The 20004-nt window shown below is 35.1% G+C and carries 14 protein-coding genes; 5 read left to right on the top strand and 9 right to left on the bottom strand.

Translation table 11 applies throughout. The features are described from left to right. Nucleotides 1-34 precede the first annotated feature (34 nt). From sbnB to SHYC_RS00335, 4 genes are all read right to left on the bottom strand, one after another. Complete coding sequence (gene sbnB / locus SHYC_RS00350; protein ID WP_039643500.1) at nucleotides 35-1045, bottom strand: N-[(2S)-2-amino-2-carboxyethyl]-L-glutamate dehydrogenase SbnB; 1011 nt, start codon at nucleotides 1043-1045, stop codon at nucleotides 35-37. A gap of 112 nt (nucleotides 1046-1157) precedes the next feature. Then, a complete protein-coding gene (gene sbnA, locus SHYC_RS00345) occupies nucleotides 1158-2144 on the bottom strand; it encodes a 2,3-diaminopropionate biosynthesis protein SbnA (protein ID WP_052257751.1) in 987 nt (328 codons plus the stop codon). A gap of 251 nt (nucleotides 2145-2395) precedes the next feature. Beyond that, nucleotides 2396-3097 (bottom strand): response regulator transcription factor, encoded by a 702-nt coding sequence (locus SHYC_RS00340; protein ID WP_039643498.1) that lies wholly within the window; start codon nucleotides 3095-3097, stop codon nucleotides 2396-2398. Further along, nucleotides 3094-5607, bottom strand: coding sequence for a sensor histidine kinase (locus tag SHYC_RS00335; RefSeq protein WP_039643496.1), 2514 nt, complete (start codon nucleotides 5605-5607; stop codon nucleotides 3094-3096). The genes SHYC_RS00340 and SHYC_RS00335 overlap by 4 nt, the downstream gene beginning before the upstream one ends. 272 nt (nucleotides 5608-5879) lie before the next feature. On the opposite strand from SHYC_RS00335, the gene SHYC_RS12580 reads away from it, so the two are divergent. The 5 genes from SHYC_RS12580 (at nucleotide 5880) to SHYC_RS00315 (ending at nucleotide 12183) form a co-directional block, all read left to right on the top strand. After that, entirely contained in the window at nucleotides 5880-5957 is a 78-nt protein-coding gene (locus tag SHYC_RS12580; RefSeq protein WP_082021564.1) for a potassium-transporting ATPase subunit F, read from the top strand. 17 nt (nucleotides 5958-5974) lie between these two features. Then, a complete protein-coding gene (gene kdpA, locus SHYC_RS00330) occupies nucleotides 5975-7645 on the top strand; it encodes a potassium-transporting ATPase subunit KdpA (protein ID WP_039643494.1) in 1671 nt (556 codons plus the stop codon). Further along, the gene (gene kdpB, locus SHYC_RS00325) at nucleotides 7642-9636 is read left to right on the top strand and encodes a potassium-transporting ATPase subunit KdpB (RefSeq protein WP_039643492.1); all 1995 of its coding nucleotides are present in this window, start codon (nucleotides 7642-7644) and stop codon (nucleotides 9634-9636) included. The genes kdpA and kdpB overlap by 4 nt, the downstream gene beginning before the upstream one ends. 14 nt (nucleotides 9637-9650) lie before the next feature. Further along, entirely contained in the window at nucleotides 9651-10232 is a 582-nt protein-coding gene (gene kdpC, locus SHYC_RS00320; protein ID WP_039643491.1) for a K(+)-transporting ATPase subunit C, read from the top strand. Nucleotides 10233-10749: 517 nt separating this feature from the next. After that, the gene (locus SHYC_RS00315; protein WP_039643489.1) at nucleotides 10750-12183 is read left to right on the top strand and encodes a C3-binding domain-containing protein; all 1434 of its coding nucleotides are present in this window, start codon (nucleotides 10750-10752) and stop codon (nucleotides 12181-12183) included. A 391-nt stretch (nucleotides 12184-12574) separates the two neighbouring features. Here the strand turns inward: SHYC_RS00315 and SHYC_RS12205 are convergent, their stop codons facing one another. The 5 genes from SHYC_RS12205 to SHYC_RS00295 form a co-directional block, all read right to left on the bottom strand. After that, nucleotides 12575-12751, bottom strand: coding sequence for a hypothetical protein (locus SHYC_RS12205; protein ID WP_158484603.1), 177 nt, complete (start codon nucleotides 12749-12751; stop codon nucleotides 12575-12577). A 1305-nt stretch (nucleotides 12752-14056) separates the two neighbouring features. Further along, entirely contained in the window at nucleotides 14057-15319 is a 1263-nt protein-coding gene (locus SHYC_RS00310; protein ID WP_231912787.1) for a salicylate synthase, read from the bottom strand. A 94-nt stretch (nucleotides 15320-15413) separates the two neighbouring features. After that, nucleotides 15414-16457 carry a saccharopine dehydrogenase NADP-binding domain-containing protein gene (locus tag SHYC_RS00305; protein WP_039643485.1) on the bottom strand — a complete coding sequence of 348 codons (1044 nt, stop codon included), beginning with the start codon at nucleotides 16455-16457 and terminating at the stop codon, nucleotides 15414-15416. Between the two features lie 3 nt (nucleotides 16458-16460). Then, a complete protein-coding gene (locus SHYC_RS00300) occupies nucleotides 16461-18194 on the bottom strand; it encodes an ABC transporter ATP-binding protein (RefSeq protein ID WP_039643483.1) in 1734 nt (577 codons plus the stop codon). 34 nt (nucleotides 18195-18228) lie between these two features. Further along, nucleotides 18229-19983: an ABC transporter ATP-binding protein gene (locus SHYC_RS00295; RefSeq protein ID WP_039643481.1), complete on the bottom strand. Its 1755-nt coding sequence runs from the start codon at nucleotides 19981-19983 to the stop codon at nucleotides 18229-18231. Nucleotides 19984-20004 lie beyond the last annotated feature (21 nt).

Raw genomic sequence — 20004 nt, 5'->3', positions numbered from 1 at the left:
CCTTTATTCCATTACAATGTCGACTGCTTCATTTTTAATAAAGGCTTAGTGTCGTTCCAATCCCCTCAGCTCGCGCTTTTTTGTATATGTAATAGGCACTTGAAATGTCCTCTATTGCCATGCCCATCGGATTGAGTAAAATGATTTCATCATCATTTTCACGACCTGGTTTTTCTCCAGTTAACAATTGACCTAACTCAGCATGTAGCGCTTCTTCAGAAAAACGGCCTTCTAACACCAGTTGGTTAATCGTTTTTTTCTCACGATTCGCTTGAGACCAATCATCGACAAGCACTTTATCCGCTTTTAAGAACACTTCTTTTTTGACGTCCATAATCGAGATATTGCTTACGAACGCGCCTTTTTTCAACCAGTCATATTCGATATACGGTTGATCTGTGACCGTACATGTAATCACAACATCACCCTGTTCGATGGCTTCTTTTGCCGATGTACTTCGAATAAAATGAATATCTGGTCGTCGTGACTGCCACGTATCGACAAAAGTCGCACTGGCTGCGTCGAATTGGTCGTATACATAGACGTTTTCGATATGATCGAACTGTTCTAGCATACTTTGAAGTTGACGGTCTCCTATCAAACCACAACCAATGATTGTTAAATCAGTGAAGCCTTTTTTAGCTAGATGTTTGGCTGCAATCACTGAAACTGCAGCGGTACGCATACTACTAATGAGACTTGCTTCCATTACCGCGATCGGATAGTTTGTTTCTGGATCATTTAAAATAATGACACCACTTGCGCGTTCCATATGACGTTTCGATGGATTATCGTGCTTACTCCCAATCCATTTAATGCCAGAGATTGGGTCCTTAAGCCCAATATAACTCGGCATCGCAATGATTCTATCTGCAATATGTCCGTCTTTACCATTTGCACGCAAATAAGGTTTTAATGGTTGCACAAACTTTTGTTGTGCATGGGCTGTTAACGCTTCTGTTAAGGCTTCTACATAAATATTGGAATGATGACCTCCAACGTTTTCAATATCTGTTCGGTTTAAATACAACATCTCATGTTTCATCTTTGTATACTCCTCTTTTTTAATCGTTTTACATTATTAACACGCATATGTTCGCGGGTATTGATTGAGACGGTAGTCTCCCTTCACACTCCAGGAACACTTTCCTCAACTTTTATACGGAATGTAACACCGTATCGTCATCTGTATCGCGCGTTAAACGCTGTACCCATGTGTCTGAATACACCAAATCTAAATAACGTTCTCCTCGATCGGGTAATATCGTCACGATGGTTTGATCTTTATCTACATTCTCGATTAATTGTTGTATGGCTGCGACGATTGCACCAGTAGATCCTCCAGCAAAAATACCTTCCTTTTCTACTAATTCATGGCAACCTTTCGTAGATTGATAATCATCTATATGTATGACGTCATCTATTTCAGTTTTATTTAAAATCTCCGGAATACGGCTTGCACCAATGCCCGGCAGTTCACGATTTTTCGGCGTATCCCCAAAAATTACAGATCCTTTAGCATCTACCGCAATAATTTTAGCGTTTGGATGATGCGCTTTAATTTTGCGACTCATGCCCATAATACTGCCTGTGGTACTTACAGGTGCCACAAAATAATCGATCGGACCTTCAATCGCCTCAACGATTTCAGTACCTGCGCCGTGATAATGGGCTTGCCAGTTTAAATCATTCGCATATTGATTGATCCAATAAGCATGTTTTGATTCATTGAGCAGTTCTTTTACACGTGCAATACGCGTCTTTAAATAGCCACCATTTTCATCTGGTGTATGAACCATATCCACATGTGCACCATAACTTTTTATGATTTTTAAATTCGTCTCAGAAATTTTAGGATCAACCACACACGTTAACTTCAAACCTTTAATTTTGGCTACCATCGCAAGCGCTATGCCAAGGTTCCCTGATGTACTCTCAATCAAATGCGTATCTTTAGTGATGTCACCGCATGCGATACCATGTTCGATAATGTACTTGGCAGGGCGATCTTTCATACTGCCACCAGGATTCATATATTCTAATTTGGCAAAAACCTTATGATTCTCAAAAAGTGATGCTAACTGAACCATAGGTGTTTGACCAATACACTCTAAAATAGAATGATTGTGCTGATTTGAATTCATTTTACTGCCCCCTATTTCAGGATATATCGCATTCTCAATTTAATTGATAATGATTATCATTATCAATGTTGCTATTATATAAATGATACTTTGTAAATGTCAAATAATAATTAAATCAAAAAATTAAAAAATTCTATTGGAGTGCACAGGGCCTATAACGTCAAAAAGCACTCAACCATCTTAAAAAGATGATTGAGTGCTAAAAATGTTCGAGCTATTTTTAGAATTTAAATTACTTTGTTACACATCCATCAAGAAGATGATGAATGTTCTTGTTTCATCATTTGATAGCCAACTGAAAGATGTGTCCGAATATATTGTGGGTTTTTAGGATCATGTTCAATTTTTTTACGTAAAGTCGTCATAAACACGCGTAACGAAGGTAAATCAGATTCCAAAATATGTCCCCAAACGGCTTTTAAAATAAATTTATACGTTAAGACTTTGCCTGTATGTTCCGATAAAAGCACGAGTAACTTATATTCAATTGGCGTTAAATGTATTGCATTACCATCAACAGTCACTTGATGGCTATCGAAATCTATCCACAACCCACCGTTGTGATAAACGTTAGAAGGGCGTGTGCAATCGTTGTATTTTCTTTGAAGTACACGGACGCGTGCTAACAATTCATCCGAATTAAAAGGTTTTGTTACGTAATCATCCGCCCCATTATCAAGACAAATTACTTTTTCCTCAGCATCCTCTCTTGCACTGAGCACGAGTATTGGGGTCTGATAGTTTTGTTTCACCTTTTGAATCACACATAGCCCTTCCATATCTGGTAAACCTAAATCAAGAATGATGATATCTGGAAGTACGTTTTCAAACTGAAATAGTGCTTCTTTACCGTTACCTGCAAGGTGTACCCGATAATTATTTTGTTCAAATAACCGCTTCAATAAGCGTTGGACAGAGGCATCATCTTCTACAATTAATAATTGCGTCTTCAATTAATCACCTTCTCTATAGGGAGTTTAAAGCCGAAAATCGCGCCCGTAGGATCATTTTTCTTAATGTACAGGCTCGTATGATGTCGCTTTAAAATCATTTGGCATAAATATAAACCTAGACCCAATCCTTTACGTGAGCGATCTGATGTATTGTCACTCGTATAATACTGATCAAATATGCGTTCTTGCATCGCTTCATCGACCCCGTATCCATTATCCTGAACTTCAATCACTGCACTCGAGCCTTTATGACGCACACTCAAAGTAATGACCGATTGTTCAGGTGTATATTTAATCGCATTTTCAACTAAATTAATAAGAACTTGCGTCATCATTTTCTCATCAATATGAACGAGTAAAATTTCGTCAGGTTCCTCAATGCGAAAGGTCCGTGTCCCTGCTCGTTTCACTGTCAATTGGTAGGCCGTATATATCACTTCAGATAAGACAATGGTCTGCTGATTACTGATTTCATCATCATGATCTATTTTCGTGATTGTCAAAATGTTATTGACCATATTATTCAGCCACGTCGCGTCTTCCTTAATACTTTTCAAAATCGGACGTTGTCCCTCACTCATCTCTTTATCAAGCACATCAAGATTACCTATCATCGCCGTCAAAGGCGTACGAATGTCATGTGAAATTGACTTTAAAAATGTACTTCTTGCTTGTTCCCGTTCCTTTTCTTTTTCTTGCTGTTTATTCTCTTTATACAAACGTATTTTCTCAAGCGTATTTGTCATATCAATCGCCATCGATAAAATGATTTCTTTTTCAAACGTTAATTGATCTGACGCTGGAATCACGATGATATAAGTACACACTTGCGCATTCACTGGTAAGAGATAGTACGGTAATCCTGGAAACGTATCTGTAGAATAGCCCGCTTCTTGTTGATGATATTTCACCCATTTTAAATGAGCTGCCAATTTAGGAAATAACTCAGTTTGATCAGAATGGATAATCCTCACATCTTCATGTGTTAATTTTGAAAATTGTTGTTTCATCGTTTTAATGACCGCTTGTTCATCCACGCTTTGTATAAGTAACTTGTTCGTTTCAAGTAACACTTCTGTACGATATATTTTTTCTTTTGCCACTTTTGTTTGTTGCTTTACATTTCGTACGAGCGCACTCATGATGATGCCGCAAACAAACATAATTGTAAATGTCGCAGGGTAGTCTGCCCGGTAGGCTTCAAATGTAAATCGCGGTGTAGTAAAAAAGTAATTAAACAGCAGTACCGCTGCCATAGAAGAGAATATCACGTTCAGTCTCGAGCGTATCCATAAAGCACTCATAATAACGCCGAGCATATAGACGGTAATTGTATTAGACTCATTTAACTGATGCTGAAACATCGTTAGACTAATCAACGTACATACAGTCATAATGACAACCAATTTCAGCAAATCGACCATTTGAAATTGGAGCCACGGTTGAAACAAAGGTTTTGACGCTTGTTTTTGTACCGCACTTGGAATGATATACACATCGATATGCGGATAGCGCGCATTTAACTCTGAGATAATGTCTTTACGCTGAAAGATACGCGACTTATGTGGGCGGCCGAGCACCACTTTATTAACGCGATTGGCAGAACACCATTCTCCTAATTGTTCACTCTCTTCCCCATAAAGACTAATAAAATGACCACCAAGTGACTCGAGTAACTGTCGATTCAAGTTCAGCTGGTGTATCGCTTCAGGTTCAAGTGTACTACTTTCAATATAAATCCCCGTTAGACTGCATTTAAATGCTTGAGCTAATCGTGCTGCATGTCGAATAACTTTCATATTTTGGGCAAAAGGTGAAATCCCAACCGCAATGACTTGTTCTTCGTTTTCAAGACCGACTTCTGTCATCTTGGCATCCACCAAATTGGCGAGTTCTCTTAACGCGAGTTCTCGGAGCTGTATCAAATGATCCAGCTGGAAGAAACCTTCTAACGCCCGCTGTGCTTGACGTTCCTGATAAATTTTCCCTTCTTTCATACGTGTTTGAAGATCGACTGGCTCGATGTCTACGAATTCAAACGAATCTGCTTGTTTAACAATTTTATCCGGGACACGTTCATTAATGTCTACTTTCGTATAGTGATGAATGGTGTGATACAACGATTCAATATGTTGAATATTGAGCGTCGTATACACATTGATGCCCGATTGCAATAACTCTTCTATATCTTGATAGCGTTTTTCATGACGACTCCCTGGCGCATTGTGATGGGCTAATTCATCTATAAGTATCACATCTGGTTGTGCTTCAATAATGGCATCGATATCTGGCTCATGAAATGTATGATGGTTGTAGTGCAACGTTTTAAGTGGAATGACTGGAATTGACTCAGTTAAAGCGGTTGTTGCCGGCCGTTGATGAGGCTCAATATAACCGATACGCACATCAACCCCTTTTTCAATCAAATCATGTGCATCTTTCAACATACGATACGTTTTACCCACACCTGCAGCATATCCGATATATATCTTCAACTTGCCTTTCATCATTCTGCCCCTCCTATTCTTCATCAGTGTAGTCCTTTCACATGAGTAAAACCAGTGAGAACCACACACTCACCCAAATCTTAATACGATATTAATATCATCAACGGACATGTTAACGTCCTCTTAATACCAATCGTGATATAGTTTTCTCATCTTATAAAGGGAGGCAAAAAAATGGAAGATATTCTTTATATCCTTTTGTTTCTTGGCATGTTCGGCTTACCTATTTTAGGGTTAGACATTTTAGAAAAATATTTAACAAAAAAGGAGCCTAAATGATGGTGCTACTTTTCATTATTATATGTATTTTTATATACCTGATACATGTGCTTATTTACCCAGAAAGATACTAATAAAGGAGTAATGGTTAATGGATTGGTTACTTTTAATTAGCATATTTATAGTGCTCGCCACTCTCTTAGCGTGGTACCTCTATCACATCTTTTTCAACAGTAAAAGTTATATCTATACGCACTATGCAAAGTTAGAAAATACGTTGACGCATGTTCTAAAAGTAAAAACATCTGCGCAAACCGGTAAAGCATATCTTAAAAGTTTACTACTCACCAATGGGATTGCGACAGTAATATGTTACGCCATATTACGTTTACAACATGGCTTATGGCTCAACCCAAATCATATTGATAATATGACACCGGACATGGTATTTCACACTGTCATTTCCTTTATTACTAATACCAACTTACAACATTACGCTGGTGAAACAAGTCTAAGTTATTTATCACAAATGATAGTGATTACTTTTTTGATGTTTCTGTCCGCAGCTTCGGGTTTATCGGTGGCACTTGCCTTTATCAGACGAATGACGGGCACTAGTGATTGCGTAGGTCACTTTAACTCCGATGTCATCAAAGTCATTGCATTAGTGTTACTTCCGCTTTCATGTATCATCAATTTGCTTTTGATGCATGAGGGTGTCATACAAACGTTGAACAAAAACTTATATATTTCGACAATCGACCATCGCATCCAAGCGTTACCTTTAGGTCCTGTCGCCTCACTCGAAAGCATTAAACATCTCGGTACGAATGGGGGCGGTTTTTTTAGCGCAAATAGTGCGATGCCTTTTGAAAACCCTACCGTTGTGACAAATATGGTAGACATGATTTCTATGATGATTCTGCCAGGGGCAATGTTCATTTTATTTGGCATCATATTATATAAAAAGAACTTCCCTTCTAAAAATCAAGCGTTTTATTTCGTTGGCTTACTATTACTCATTTTCACACTTTGTTTTATCGTACACATTACTGCAGAGTATATGGGAAACCCTCACATTCCGGGTGCCAATTTTGAAGGGAAAGAAACGCGTTTTGGGATGACGCAAAGTGCCCTTTTCGCTATAGTCACTACGAGCTTTACCACTGGTGCTGTCAATCATATGCATGATTCTTTAACGGCACTCGGCGGAATGGTACCACTGATGCTCATGATGATTAATGCTATTTTTGGAGGGGCGGGTGTAGGCTTTTTAAACTTTATGACGTACGTGTTATTAACGTTATTCATTGCAGGACTCATGATTGGACGTACACCACAACTTTTCGGAAAACGTCTTGAAAGTAAAGAAATGACACTCATTTCTATTATCCTTATTATTCATCCATTCATCATCTTGGGGCTAACATGTCTAACTTTCATTTATCCACAAATGATGCATGCCATGACTAATCCGGGTGCCCATGGTATCTCACAAGTCCTCTATGAATTTACGTCAGCGAGTGCAAATAATGGATCAGGATTTGAAGGATTACAAGATCACACTCGACTTTGGAACATCACTACAGGTTGTGCCATGTTTTTCGGGCGTTATCCTGCGATGATACTTCAACTCTTCGTAGCCTCATTACTTGTCAGAAAACCCGTACAAAACACAGCCAATGAAATGGCTATAGATACTACAGTCTTTAATGTACTTTTAGTTGTCATTATTTTGACAATAAGTGCACTCACATTCTTACCTGCTCTCGTACTAGGTCCTATTGGTGAGTATTTGACGTCTCTAGGAGGAGTATTATGAAACAAGAACTTTTAAAATCCGCCGTTGGACAAGCGTTTGTGAAACTTAATCCAACAAAAATGATTAAAAACCCTGTTATGTTTGTCGTCTTAATGACCTTTTTTGTGACGGTGTTGGGTGGCATCTTTCCATCCTTATTTTCTATGAAACCTGCAGGCCCTTACCACTGGACTATTGCAGTCGTTTTATTAATAACGATATTGTTCGCCAACTTTGCAGAAAGTCTTGCAGAAGGACGTGGTAAGGCAGAAGCCAGTGCCCTCCGTATGAAGAAAAAAGAGATGACTGCCAGACGTCTTAAAGATCACCAAGAACATACCATCCCTGCAACCAAGCTTAATAAAGGGGATATTGTACTTGTAAAAAATGGCGAAACCATTCCTTGTGATGGTGAAATCATTGAAGGCATTGCAATGGTCGATGAATCCGCCATCACAGGAGAATCTGCACCTGTCGCAAAAGAATCAGGCGGCGATTTTTCGAGTGTCATTGGGGGAACGGTCGTTGTCAGCGATCAGTTGAAAATCAAAGTTACAGCCGCAGCGGGCGACTCCTTTCTCGATAAAATGATTGCATTAGTCGAGGGCGCTTCGCGTCAAAAGACACCAAATGAACTTGCTTTGTCGACCTTGTTAATCAGTTTGACGCTCATATTTTTAATCGTCATCGTTACTTTAGTCCCCATTGCACGACACTTACATTATGATTTATCGACGACGGCTTTAATTGCACTATTTATTTGTCTAATCCCGACTACCATTGGGGGATTACTTTCAGCGATTGGCATTGCCGGGATGGATCGGGTTACCCGCTTCAACGTCATTGCCAAAAGCGGGAAAGCCGTCGAAGCATGTGGTGATGTGGATATGATGATTCTCGATAAAACCGGGACCATCACCTTTGGTAACCGTATGGCACATGCCTTTTACCCTGTCAGCGGGGTGACACAAGACGTATTAACACAAGAAGCCGTACTCAGTTCTTATGATGATGATACGCCAGAAGGACGTTCTATCGTCACATTTGGCGCATCACAAGGCACGCACATTACACCCCCTAGTCGTTATACAGTCATTCCATTTACTGCTGAAACGCGAATGAGTGGCATTGAGATAGACGGTCAACTTCACCTTAAAGGAGCTGTAGATGCCGTTATAAAACGCGCTAAAAAATGGGATATTGCGATACCTGAAGATTTATTGTCGTTAACAGATGAAGTGGCACATCAAGGAGGAACACCTCTTGTCGTCATGGATCATACACAAATTTATGGTGTCATTTATTTAAAAGACATCGTTAAACCAGGGCTACCTGAACGCTTTACTGTATTGCGTAAAATGGGCATCGAAACCGTAATGTGTACCGGGGACAACCCACTCACAGCTGCGTCCATCGCACAAGAAGCCGGAGTAGACCGTTTTATCGCCGAATGTAAACCTGAAGATAAAACACGCGTTATTAAAGAGGCGCAAGCACAAGGCAAAGTCATCGCAATGACAGGGGATGGTACCAACGATGCCCCTGCCCTTGCACTCGCTAACGTAGGCGTGGCGATGAACTCTGGAACCATCGCCGCGAAAGAAGCAAGCAATATGATTGACTTAGATTCTGATCCAACAAAACTAATTGAGATTGTAGAAATTGGGAAACAATTATTAATTACACGTGGCGCCTTAACGACTTTTAGTATTGCTAATGATATTGCAAAATACTTTGCAATCATCCCAGCACTCTTTTTACCTTGGATGCCCGCGATAAATAGTTTAAACATTATGCATCTACAAACGAGTCATTCAGCTATCCTATCGGCATTAATTTTCAATGCTATCATTATTCCTTTATTAATCCCTATCGCCTTAAAAGGGGTTAAATTCAGACCAACAACTCAAAGTCGTTTGCTGTTAAACAATACGTTGATTTTTGGACTTGGCGGCATCCTTACACCATTTATCGGTATCAAACTTATAGATATCATCATCAATCTATTTTGAGAGAAGGTAATACTATGTTTAAAAGTTCAATTTTGACAACACTATTGGTGTTCGTCATATGTGGTTTTGTGTACCCTATACTTACAACCGCAGTGGGTCAAACGTGTTTTCATTATCAAGCGAACGGGAGTTTGATCAAAGACAATGGTAAAATTGTCGGTTCTGAACGCATTGGTCAAGATTTTACATCGCCATACTACCTACATGGACGACCATCACCTCACCATTACAGTTCATATCCGGTCACCGATAACCCAGACCATATCCAACCAGTGACAGGCGGTACAAACCTTAGCAATCAAAATCAAACGTTACTCGACCGCGTCGCTAAAGACCGTAAAATATTCAGTCAAAACAACGGGGTTCAACCTAACGATGTCCCGGTAAATATCTTAACTGCATCAGGCTCAGGATTAGATAGCCAAATTACGAAACAAGCAGCAAATATGCAAATACACCGTATCGCCAAACATAGTGGCTTATCCATAACAACGATACAATCTATAATTGACAATCATACGCTACATCAATCCGAATCAGATATCGTCAACGTACTCGCTGTGAACCTAGACATCAAGCACGCTATGCATCGTTAAAAATCAACGCCCTTCCTCACGCTCATCCGTCAAGGTAGACTGAGGGAGGGCTTAACTTTTCGTATACCCCTATGTATCTTCTACATAACATTGACACTACCGCTTTTCAACCTCGCTTGACATACACAATGAATGGTGACTAAAGAATGTATACAATAAGAGTCACATTTACAACCACAATATAGAAGAAAATATATATCATATTGTTCATGTTTAATTCACTTTCATATAAACACAACTTTCATAAGATGCAGTCTCTTTTAAGGATCACTTAAATAAAGGCACCCTTCTTGCCATCATTGTCATAATGACCACTTACTTTGTGACGTCACATCACTACACAAATTTATATTCAAATGCATAGCACCCCAAAAAAGTGTCGAATTATCAAATATTTTATAAACTTTGATTACAACCTCTATATTTAAGAAATATTTAATGTTACTCAAATTGGTTGCGTGTTATACTTTTTTACGTTAATAAAAGTTATTCTATTTAAAAAAAGAAAGGGATAGTTATGAAAAACAAAAATATTTCTAGATTGCTAATGGGAGCAGCAACAATCACACTTGCAACAATGGTAGCTAATGGGGAAGCGAAAGCAGCAGAATCAACAGAAACAACACCTGCACAACACACACAAACGAGCGACGTGACTGACGCACAACGCGCATTTTACAAAGTATTGCACTTAGAAGGTATCACAGAAGAACAACGTAACCACTATATTCAAACATTACGTACACAGCCTGAGCGCGCACAAGAAGTTTTCTCAGAATCCATCAAAGACAGCAACAATCAAGAGCGACGTGCTGGACAACAAAACGCATTTTATGAAATTTTAAACAATGAAAATTTATCTGAGAACCAAAAAACAGAAGCACTCGCAGAAATCCAAAAGAATCCAGACAAAAGCCAAGACGTATGGTACCAAACATTACACACTGAAACACACACAAACAACAACTTAGAATCTACAACTCCAGAACACACTCCAAACTTAAATGAATCAACGCAAAACACAGGGCACCTCACAAGAGAACAAGCATTCGCACGTCATAACGAACTAACATCAGACGCAAACACATCACTATCCGAATTATTAAAAACAGACTCAATCGATAACCGACGCAACGCACAACGTAACGTTAATAAAGCGCCATTAGACGTTAAAGAACAATTACAAAAACAACTCGATTTAATCATTGCACAACACGAAGCAAATGCTCAAAAAGCAGCTGACACAACTCACAATAGCATTCAAGATGCCTATGCACGTCAAGACGCACAAGTCCGTAAAATTAACGAAGCATTAACAACATTGGAAAAAGCAGACACTGTTAAAAACCGTCGTCAAGCACAACGTGAAGTGAACAAAGCACCACACTATATGCAAGAGCGTTTACAAAAACAATTAGACTTAATCATTCAAAAACATGCGACTTCAAAAACAACAGTAGCGACAGAAACATTATCATCTAATCAAAACACAGAAGCACCAAAAGTAGAAGCACCAGCGAAAACAGAAACAGCACCAAAATCACCTGGTTACTATCAAGCATTTAAAAACTACATCAGTGAAACATTCAATAACGGTTATAAATACGTAACAGATACGTACAACAGTTATAAAACAAAATATGACAATGCTAAATTTTATGCTGACAAATACTTTAAATATAAACGTTTAATTGATCCAATCGTATTAGCAACTTTAGGTGATGGATGGAAATCGCATATTACTCCAATTAAAATTGAAGGAAAAAATGGAGCTCTCTACAACTCATACGCTAAAGTAAGAAACTACGTTACTGAAGGCATTAATACAGGTAAAGTTTTATATGCATTCTATAAAAACCCAAGTTTCGTTAAAACAACTATCGATACAGCAAATACAGTAAGTTCATTGAGCAAATCATTTACAAGCTTTATTTCATCGCTTTGGAAATAATTAATTGAAAATCAAAAAAACTAGGACATAATTCCTAGCCGAAAAAGAGAATCAATCAGGTAAAATCATTTTTACTTAATCGATTCTCTTTATATTTTATTTCGAAAATAAAGCCCTAATGTGTAAAAAAAATATCCACAAACAAAATAGTACTTTAAGGAATCTGAAAGCTAATTAAGACTTCAATAGATTGTCGTACGTACTCCATCTAAAGTCGAATGTGAAAATATAATATTTTCATGACACTCAACCTAAGTAAATTAGCATGATTAGTGCTAATTTTAAACAGAATTAGAGCGCAAAACACCACAAAATCCTTTGAAATGAATTTTGCGGTGTTTTTTTAATAGCTAAGATTCTATATCCCAGCCCCTATTCCAATATCTATATTTTACGCATGATAGCGGCCAATCATTACTTTCTCAACATATTTTCCATTATATGCAAAGCTAATTTGTTGTCCGTTCACATTGAACATGATTGCTCCGTGTAACTTATCTTCTGTCATTTTATATCCCGCATATGCTTTTTTTACATCAGCCACTTTTAAATGTTTGGATTTTAGCATCTACTCTCACTTTATTCATTGTAATGTTATTGTATCTTAGCGCATTAATAAAATTTTTCTCAGTAACAAATTTCGCATTATATCCAGCAAATATTTAGAATCACATTTACACTATCCAGAATGTAATCTGAGCGAAAGAACATTCCTAATGCAAAAATCGCGAAATAGATGATATTATACCTAAAAATATTATTAATGAAATTTTGTTATTAACAAGATAGTGAAAAAACTACAAGAAAATCCACCCTATTTATACATTTAGAAAGTGGTTTAGATTGAGGCGAATATGACCTATTTATTGTTAATACAACAATAAAAGTTACATATATGATAAATGCTATACATATGAATAGAAATCTAGATTATTTACACAAATTAAAACCACCCGTTCGCATGGATGGTTTTAATTAGCTTTGTATTTTAATACCCTAGGACTCTAAATATTTACATAATATATTTCTAGGCTTATTATCTTTTATAACTGTAAATAGAACCCTTGATGAATTTTACATTAAATTGGAAGACATTATTATTAACAACAATTTTGTTTATATAAATTACAATAAAGATACTATTTACACCAATACGAATAAATATAATCCTTCAAAAGAAGAATTGTATTTAAAAACACTTTCCCATAAAAATATGACAGACGACATGTTTAATTGGGCTTTTCACAATACAAATATTGATATAGAAACACTTAAAAAAATTAGAAACCTCAATTTAACTTTCGTAAGGAGGCCTGATATTAATAAAAGGAGAAAATTAACAGTAATTCTAGACCAATTTTCTTTAAATTAGAAAATGGTTATACTAGATATTAATGTTATTCAATCATTAACGGTTTTTCTGAGTTTATTGATTATTCATGAGGTTTATAATTCTACTTTAACTAATGATTTTGTATCTCGTAAACAATCTGTACGCTAATTGGGACTTATTAATGAATACCTTACTACCTTTTAGTTCCTTCAAAGTAGCATTCTCATAAGATACGCTTAACTATTTTTCTTGGTAATTATAAATAAAACGCGCGCTATTTTCATGGATTGAATCATAAGTTGATTCTATATATGATTATAAAGGTGATTTCTTAATTTATTCATTATAATTGATTATCAGTTGATAAAATTACTCATTTCACAACATAGTCCTCAATAGTTATTGTCGCCAAAAACACTACTTTATTAGTCAATCATTATCAATCAAAATCTATAATTTGCTCCTCGTTCTTGACTTTATATAAAGCAAGTTGCGAAAAGTTTTATAATGGACACTTATAGATGTTTATCTCTAAATAATTTATAAAGTCAATGCTGTTATAATTGAATTTAACTTTTCACGAGTCTCTTCTAATTCTCTATCAGGTTCTGATTTCTCAACAATTCCTGCTCCAGCTCTTGCAAATGTTTCATGTTTATCTTGAAAGACAGTTCTCAATATTAAGGCCACATCAAATCCGAAATCTTTATTTATTAGAAACACTCCTCCACTATATAGATTTCGCGGTGTATCTTCATATTTTTCAATTGCTTGTATGCTTTCTTTTTTAGGAATTCCTGAAGCTGTTACAGCAGGATATAAAGCTAAAAGTGCTTCCCAATAATTTTTGTTCTTAAGAAAACCTGATACAACAGAACCTAAATGTTGTACTGATCCCCTCTCATAAATGTTCATGAATTCATCTACTTTGATAGTATCTGATTTACACACATTTTTTAGTTCTTCTATAGCTAATTTAACTGAAACAGCATGTTCTCCAACTTCTTTGATATCAGTCAATAATTCTTTTTTTAAATGTTCTTTGTTTTTTCTTGTACCAGCTAATGGGAACGTGAGGACTTTGTTATTATTATCTACTTGGACGATGGTTTCAGGAGAAAAACCAAATAACTCCATGCCATTGATATTATATAAATATGAACGTGCAGGATTGTTAATTTTAAGACCTAAAAAATAGCTATGTAGCATATTGATTTTTTCTGATATATTGATTTTTCGAGAAAGAATTACCTTAGAGTAAATTTTATTTTTTATATCTTCCACTGCTTTATCTACATTCTTTTTATACAAATCACTTTTTTGATTTAACAACGACTCTTCTGTATCATGTTTAAGCGGTAAATGATTTACCGTCATTTCTTTATATATTTCATCCAAGTCATTAAATGGATTTTTGTTTAAATAACTCACACTCATATTCCCTTTACTTAGTTTCACTTCTATAGTTGGTACAAAAAAATACAATAATTCTTCATCTTTATCAGAATCATTACACTGATATAAATATTTTGCTAAATTATAATTGATATATCCAAAATTACTTATATTATTTTCTTCAAGTGCTTCTTGTATTTGTTTCAACAAATTATTCAATGATGTAAAATATTCGACTTTTTTTACTTTTGATTCTCTACATTCAATAATAATTTTTTTACTAGTCACCTTAACCTCTATTGCTTTGCCAATACCTATATATGTTAAATTATTCATTTCATACATCATAAAATCTTCTTTTAAAACGCTTTTAGAACTACTACATATATTGTATTTCAAGTTATTCAAGTTATTCAATTTATAACCATATATATCATAATTGCACACTTCATACTTAAGGTTATTTATTAAATTATATAAAGTATTCTTCAAATCCTTCACCTCATTTGTAAACTTCTATAGTTATTTTCGGATTTTTCTTCATATCTAGCAGTAAGTCTTTAGAATCTATAACTTCATATAAATTTTTAATTCCATATCCATAAATCCTATCTCTTAAAAGTAAAATTATTGTATGATAAACAACTGAAGCCGTTATTTCAATCCAATCAAGCGAACTTCGAAAATTGATTCCATATCTTTTATTTCTAAGAATTTTTATTAGCGTATATGGCTTATTATCATTACTATACTTTTTAAATGACTCCACTAATTTTGATATAGCTTTTTCAGTTTGATTATTCTGATGCAAAATTTTCGCTTCTACCATGTTAAATATAATATTTTTATCAGTAAAAGTATTGAAAAAATATGCCTTTGATATATTATTTTTCTGTATGCAATTTATAAAGTGATGGTTGATAATAGGAACACTATAGAATTGAGTATCATCATCCAATAAATTATCTTCTTTTATCATATACTCTAACTTTTCAGGTTTACCATTTAATATGTACATTTGACTATAGGAATATGGAGGTTCTGAGGTTTCAATCATTTCTAGAACAGCTGACTTCGATAATTCACCAACACCTGAAAAGTATAGTTCTAATTCGTCTACATTTAAATACGCTTTACTATATGCAACTAGCACTTCCGTTAACCCAGGATTTGCCCCAACAAATTGTACTGAACTCAACCGTTTTTGTTGCAATTGATCATTCAATATTCTCTCACTATGAGCCAAATTCAACTCACCAGAAGTATCAATATAATGTGAATGATATTCTAAACAGCAATCTATTATATTCTTATTGAAAAAACCTGTACAGTTTACAACAATATCACATCCGTTAATAAACCTTTTTAAATCATCTCTACTTTCCAAACTTAATATTTCATATTTAGTCTTATGATGTACTACTTTATTAAAAACACCTGCTCTGGTGCTGATTTTGATTTGAATATCTTTATGTCTGGATAATAGTTCTGTTAAACTTCTACCTATCGCACCATTTCCACCTAAAATCCCAATTTGTTTAGTCATGATTTACAATCTCCAACCTTCTGATTGTGTCTTAATTTGGATAAAGTTTTGATACGTACCAGATTGATTTACGAGTGTTTCGTGATCGCCTTTCTGAATTATTTCACCTTCATTTAATACAATGATTTCATTTGCATTTTTGATTGTTCCAATTTTATGCGCGATTGTGATAACTGTTTTACCTTCACTTAATTCATCAATCGCACTTTGGATGAGATGTTCGTTCTCTGGGTCAATACTAGCAGTCGCTTCATCTAAAATGATAATCGGTGCGTCTTTCAATATCGCCCTTGCTATAGAGATACGTTGTTTTTCACCACCAGATAAATTATTACCTTTCTCATTAATCATTGTTTGATAACCGTCCGGTAGTGACATGATAAATTCATGACAACATGCTTGTTTTGCAGCCCTGATAATTTCTTCTTTAGTTGCGCCTGGCTTACCATATAATATATTATTTTCAATCGTGTCATTAAATAAGTATACCTTTTGAAACACTGCACTAATATGCGACATTAACGTGTTAAGTGTCATATCTCGGATATCGATTCCACCTATTCGAATAACACCTTCATCTACATCGTAAAACCTTAACAATAAATTACATAGGGTGGATTTACCACTTCCTGATGGACCAATAATTGCTGTTGACGTATGCCTTCCTACTTTAAAGCTCACATCTTTAATTACTCGGTGTTTTCCATATGAGAAGCTCACATGATCAAATTCAATATCACAATTATCGATTTCGAAATCTCGGCCAGTTTCATCTAATACAGGTGCGTTCTTAATTTCTTCAATATCATCTAGTGTCACATTGATTATCTCTAAAACATGTGCTGCATTATTTACGTTCTCCACACTTTCAAATATCACAAATGAAAAGATAGAAATCATGACGAGCGTTGGTAAATCGATGCTCTGATTTATATAAAGTAAGCATGCGATTAATACTATGGCAATTGAAACCACTTTTAAACTCAACAAATGTAATAAATTAAACGGTATGTATTGTAATTCAATTTTTGAATTTACGTGTTTACTTTCGTCTACTGCCTTGTTAAAACTTTGAAGGCTTGTATTTTCTTTTGAGAATGATTTAATAACCTGAATTCCTCTAATAACTTCAAGCACTTTTTCAACAAGTTGATTTTGAGCATGATGATAATAAGGTGCGTTTTGATGACTTTTCTTTTCTAATAAATGAATACTTAGTAAAGATAGAACTACACCAATGAGTGCTAGTAGTGACACTTCCCAAGATACAACTAATAACGAAAAAATTAATACAGCAATTAATATATAACCATTTACAACAATGTCGATCATTTTCATCGCATAATTTTCTAAGAACGTTAAATCTGTTGTAACAATGGTTGCAAGTTCATTTGTATCGTGATTTTCAAAATATCCTAGCCTAACTTTTTTAATTTTATCACCAATATTTAAACGTTCTTTCGTGCTCATTTCATAGGCAATACTTTCTTGAAGCCTATTCTTTACATAAGCTGTTATAAATCTTGCTAATACTAATAAAATCATAATGCCTAACACACTCATGATTTCATACATCTCAATTTGTGTATGAGATAGTACTCGATTGAACACTTGGGCAGCTAAAAAGATAGGTAGGGCAATAAAAATTGAGTTAATAAATGACATTATGAAACCTAAAATCATTCTCAATCTATAAGGTGACGTCCACTTTAAAACCTTAAATGTAATCCGAAACATGTTAATCCTCCTTCGTATTTGAATTTATTACAAATTAAGAAGAGACTCCCCATTCTTTCGCACCGATGTGCAAATCCCACATTTTCCTATAATGTCCGTTCATATTCAATAATCTTGCATGGTCACCTTTTTCAAGAATTTGTTGATGACCTAGTACGATAATTTGATCTGCTTGTGTAATGGTAGATAATCGATGCGCAATCACGATAAGCGTTTTGTTATGAGTTAGTGCATTTAATGCAGTTTGAATTTTTTGTTCATTATTAGGGTCTACATAAGCTGTTGCTTCATCTAATACAATAATAGGCGCATCTTTCAAAATCATTCTTGCTATTGTGACACGTTGTTTTTCACCACCTGATAATTTATCTCCAACTGAACCTACATTCGTATTATAGCCCTCTGGCAATTTCGCAATAAATTCGTGACATTGCGCTAATTTAGCTGCTTCTACAACCGCTTCATCCGATGCATTTGGATTACCTAATTTAATATTTTCTTTAAATGTAAGATTCAATAAGAAGTTATCTTGTCCGACAAAACCCACTAATTCGTTAAGCTTCTTTGATTCAATATCTTTAATATTTACGCCACCAATATCAATTTCACCTGATGTTACATCCCAAAACCTTAATAGTAATTTTGCAATCGTAGACTTACCACTACCAGATGCACCAACAATTGCTGTAAAATTTTTCTCGGGAATTTCAAAAGATATATGGTTAAATACTAAGTTATCCTTATCGTTGGAATAAGAGAAACCAACATCCTTAAATGAGATTTTATGATTTTTAGGTTCTTTATGTACTTTCGAGACTTCAAGTTCTTCTAAATTTAAAACTTTTCGCACTTCTGTAATGGCGTATTGGATTGATTTTAATTGATTTACATAATTAGTAAAGTTCTTAATTGGAGCAACTACACCTAAAGATAGTACTAAGCAAATAAAAAATTCTGCATAGTTCAACTGGTTAATTGAAATCAAATACATACCTAGTGGTAACACCCCCAAAAAAGTCGAAGGGAGAATATTCGCACCCAAGTTCATATAAAACCATGTACTTTTAAACCAATTTAACGTATGTTCCTTATATGCATTAACAGCATCTTTATATTTTTTATAAGAATTTTGAGATTGATTAAATGTTTTTATGACTTCTATACCTTCTATGTATTCAACAATTGAACTATTCATATAATTATTCGAAGTCATTTGTTCTTCATAAGTCTCATTGAACCCGGACATTAATTTTTTGAAAGAAAAAAATGCTATCGGAACTGTAATCAGCAGGGCACATGCCATACGCCAATCAATAATGACAATATAAAGAAATATCGAAATAGAAAGTAATAGATTACCTATTACTTCTGGAATAACATGCGCTAATGGTAATTCAATAGTTTCAACTTTATCGACAAATATATTTTTGAGTTCACCAATTTTTCTAGATTCTATAACACCTAGAGGTAAGCGCATTAATTTATGCGCGAGTTGCTTTCTAATATTAGATAAAATATCATAAGCCGTCACATGCGATAACATTGTTGAACTACCAAAACAAATAAGTTGCAAAACATAAGCACCAACAGCGATACCTATATAATAAACAACTTGATTTACTTCTGTTTCCCCATCAATCATTAGCAATATAATTTTATAAACTGTCCAATAAGGTACTAATCCTGAAAACACACTAATTATAGATAATAAAACAGATGAAAAAATCTTCCATTTAGCATCTTTTCCAAAGAATAATAATGATTTTATCCAATGTTCATCAGTTTTCATTCTTAACTGACTCCTCTCATT

It is taken from the genome of Staphylococcus hyicus (assembly GCF_000816085.1).
Lineage (GTDB): Bacteria > Bacillota > Bacilli > Staphylococcales > Staphylococcaceae > Staphylococcus > Staphylococcus hyicus.
This window is presented reverse-complemented; position numbering and strand designations above follow the sequence as displayed.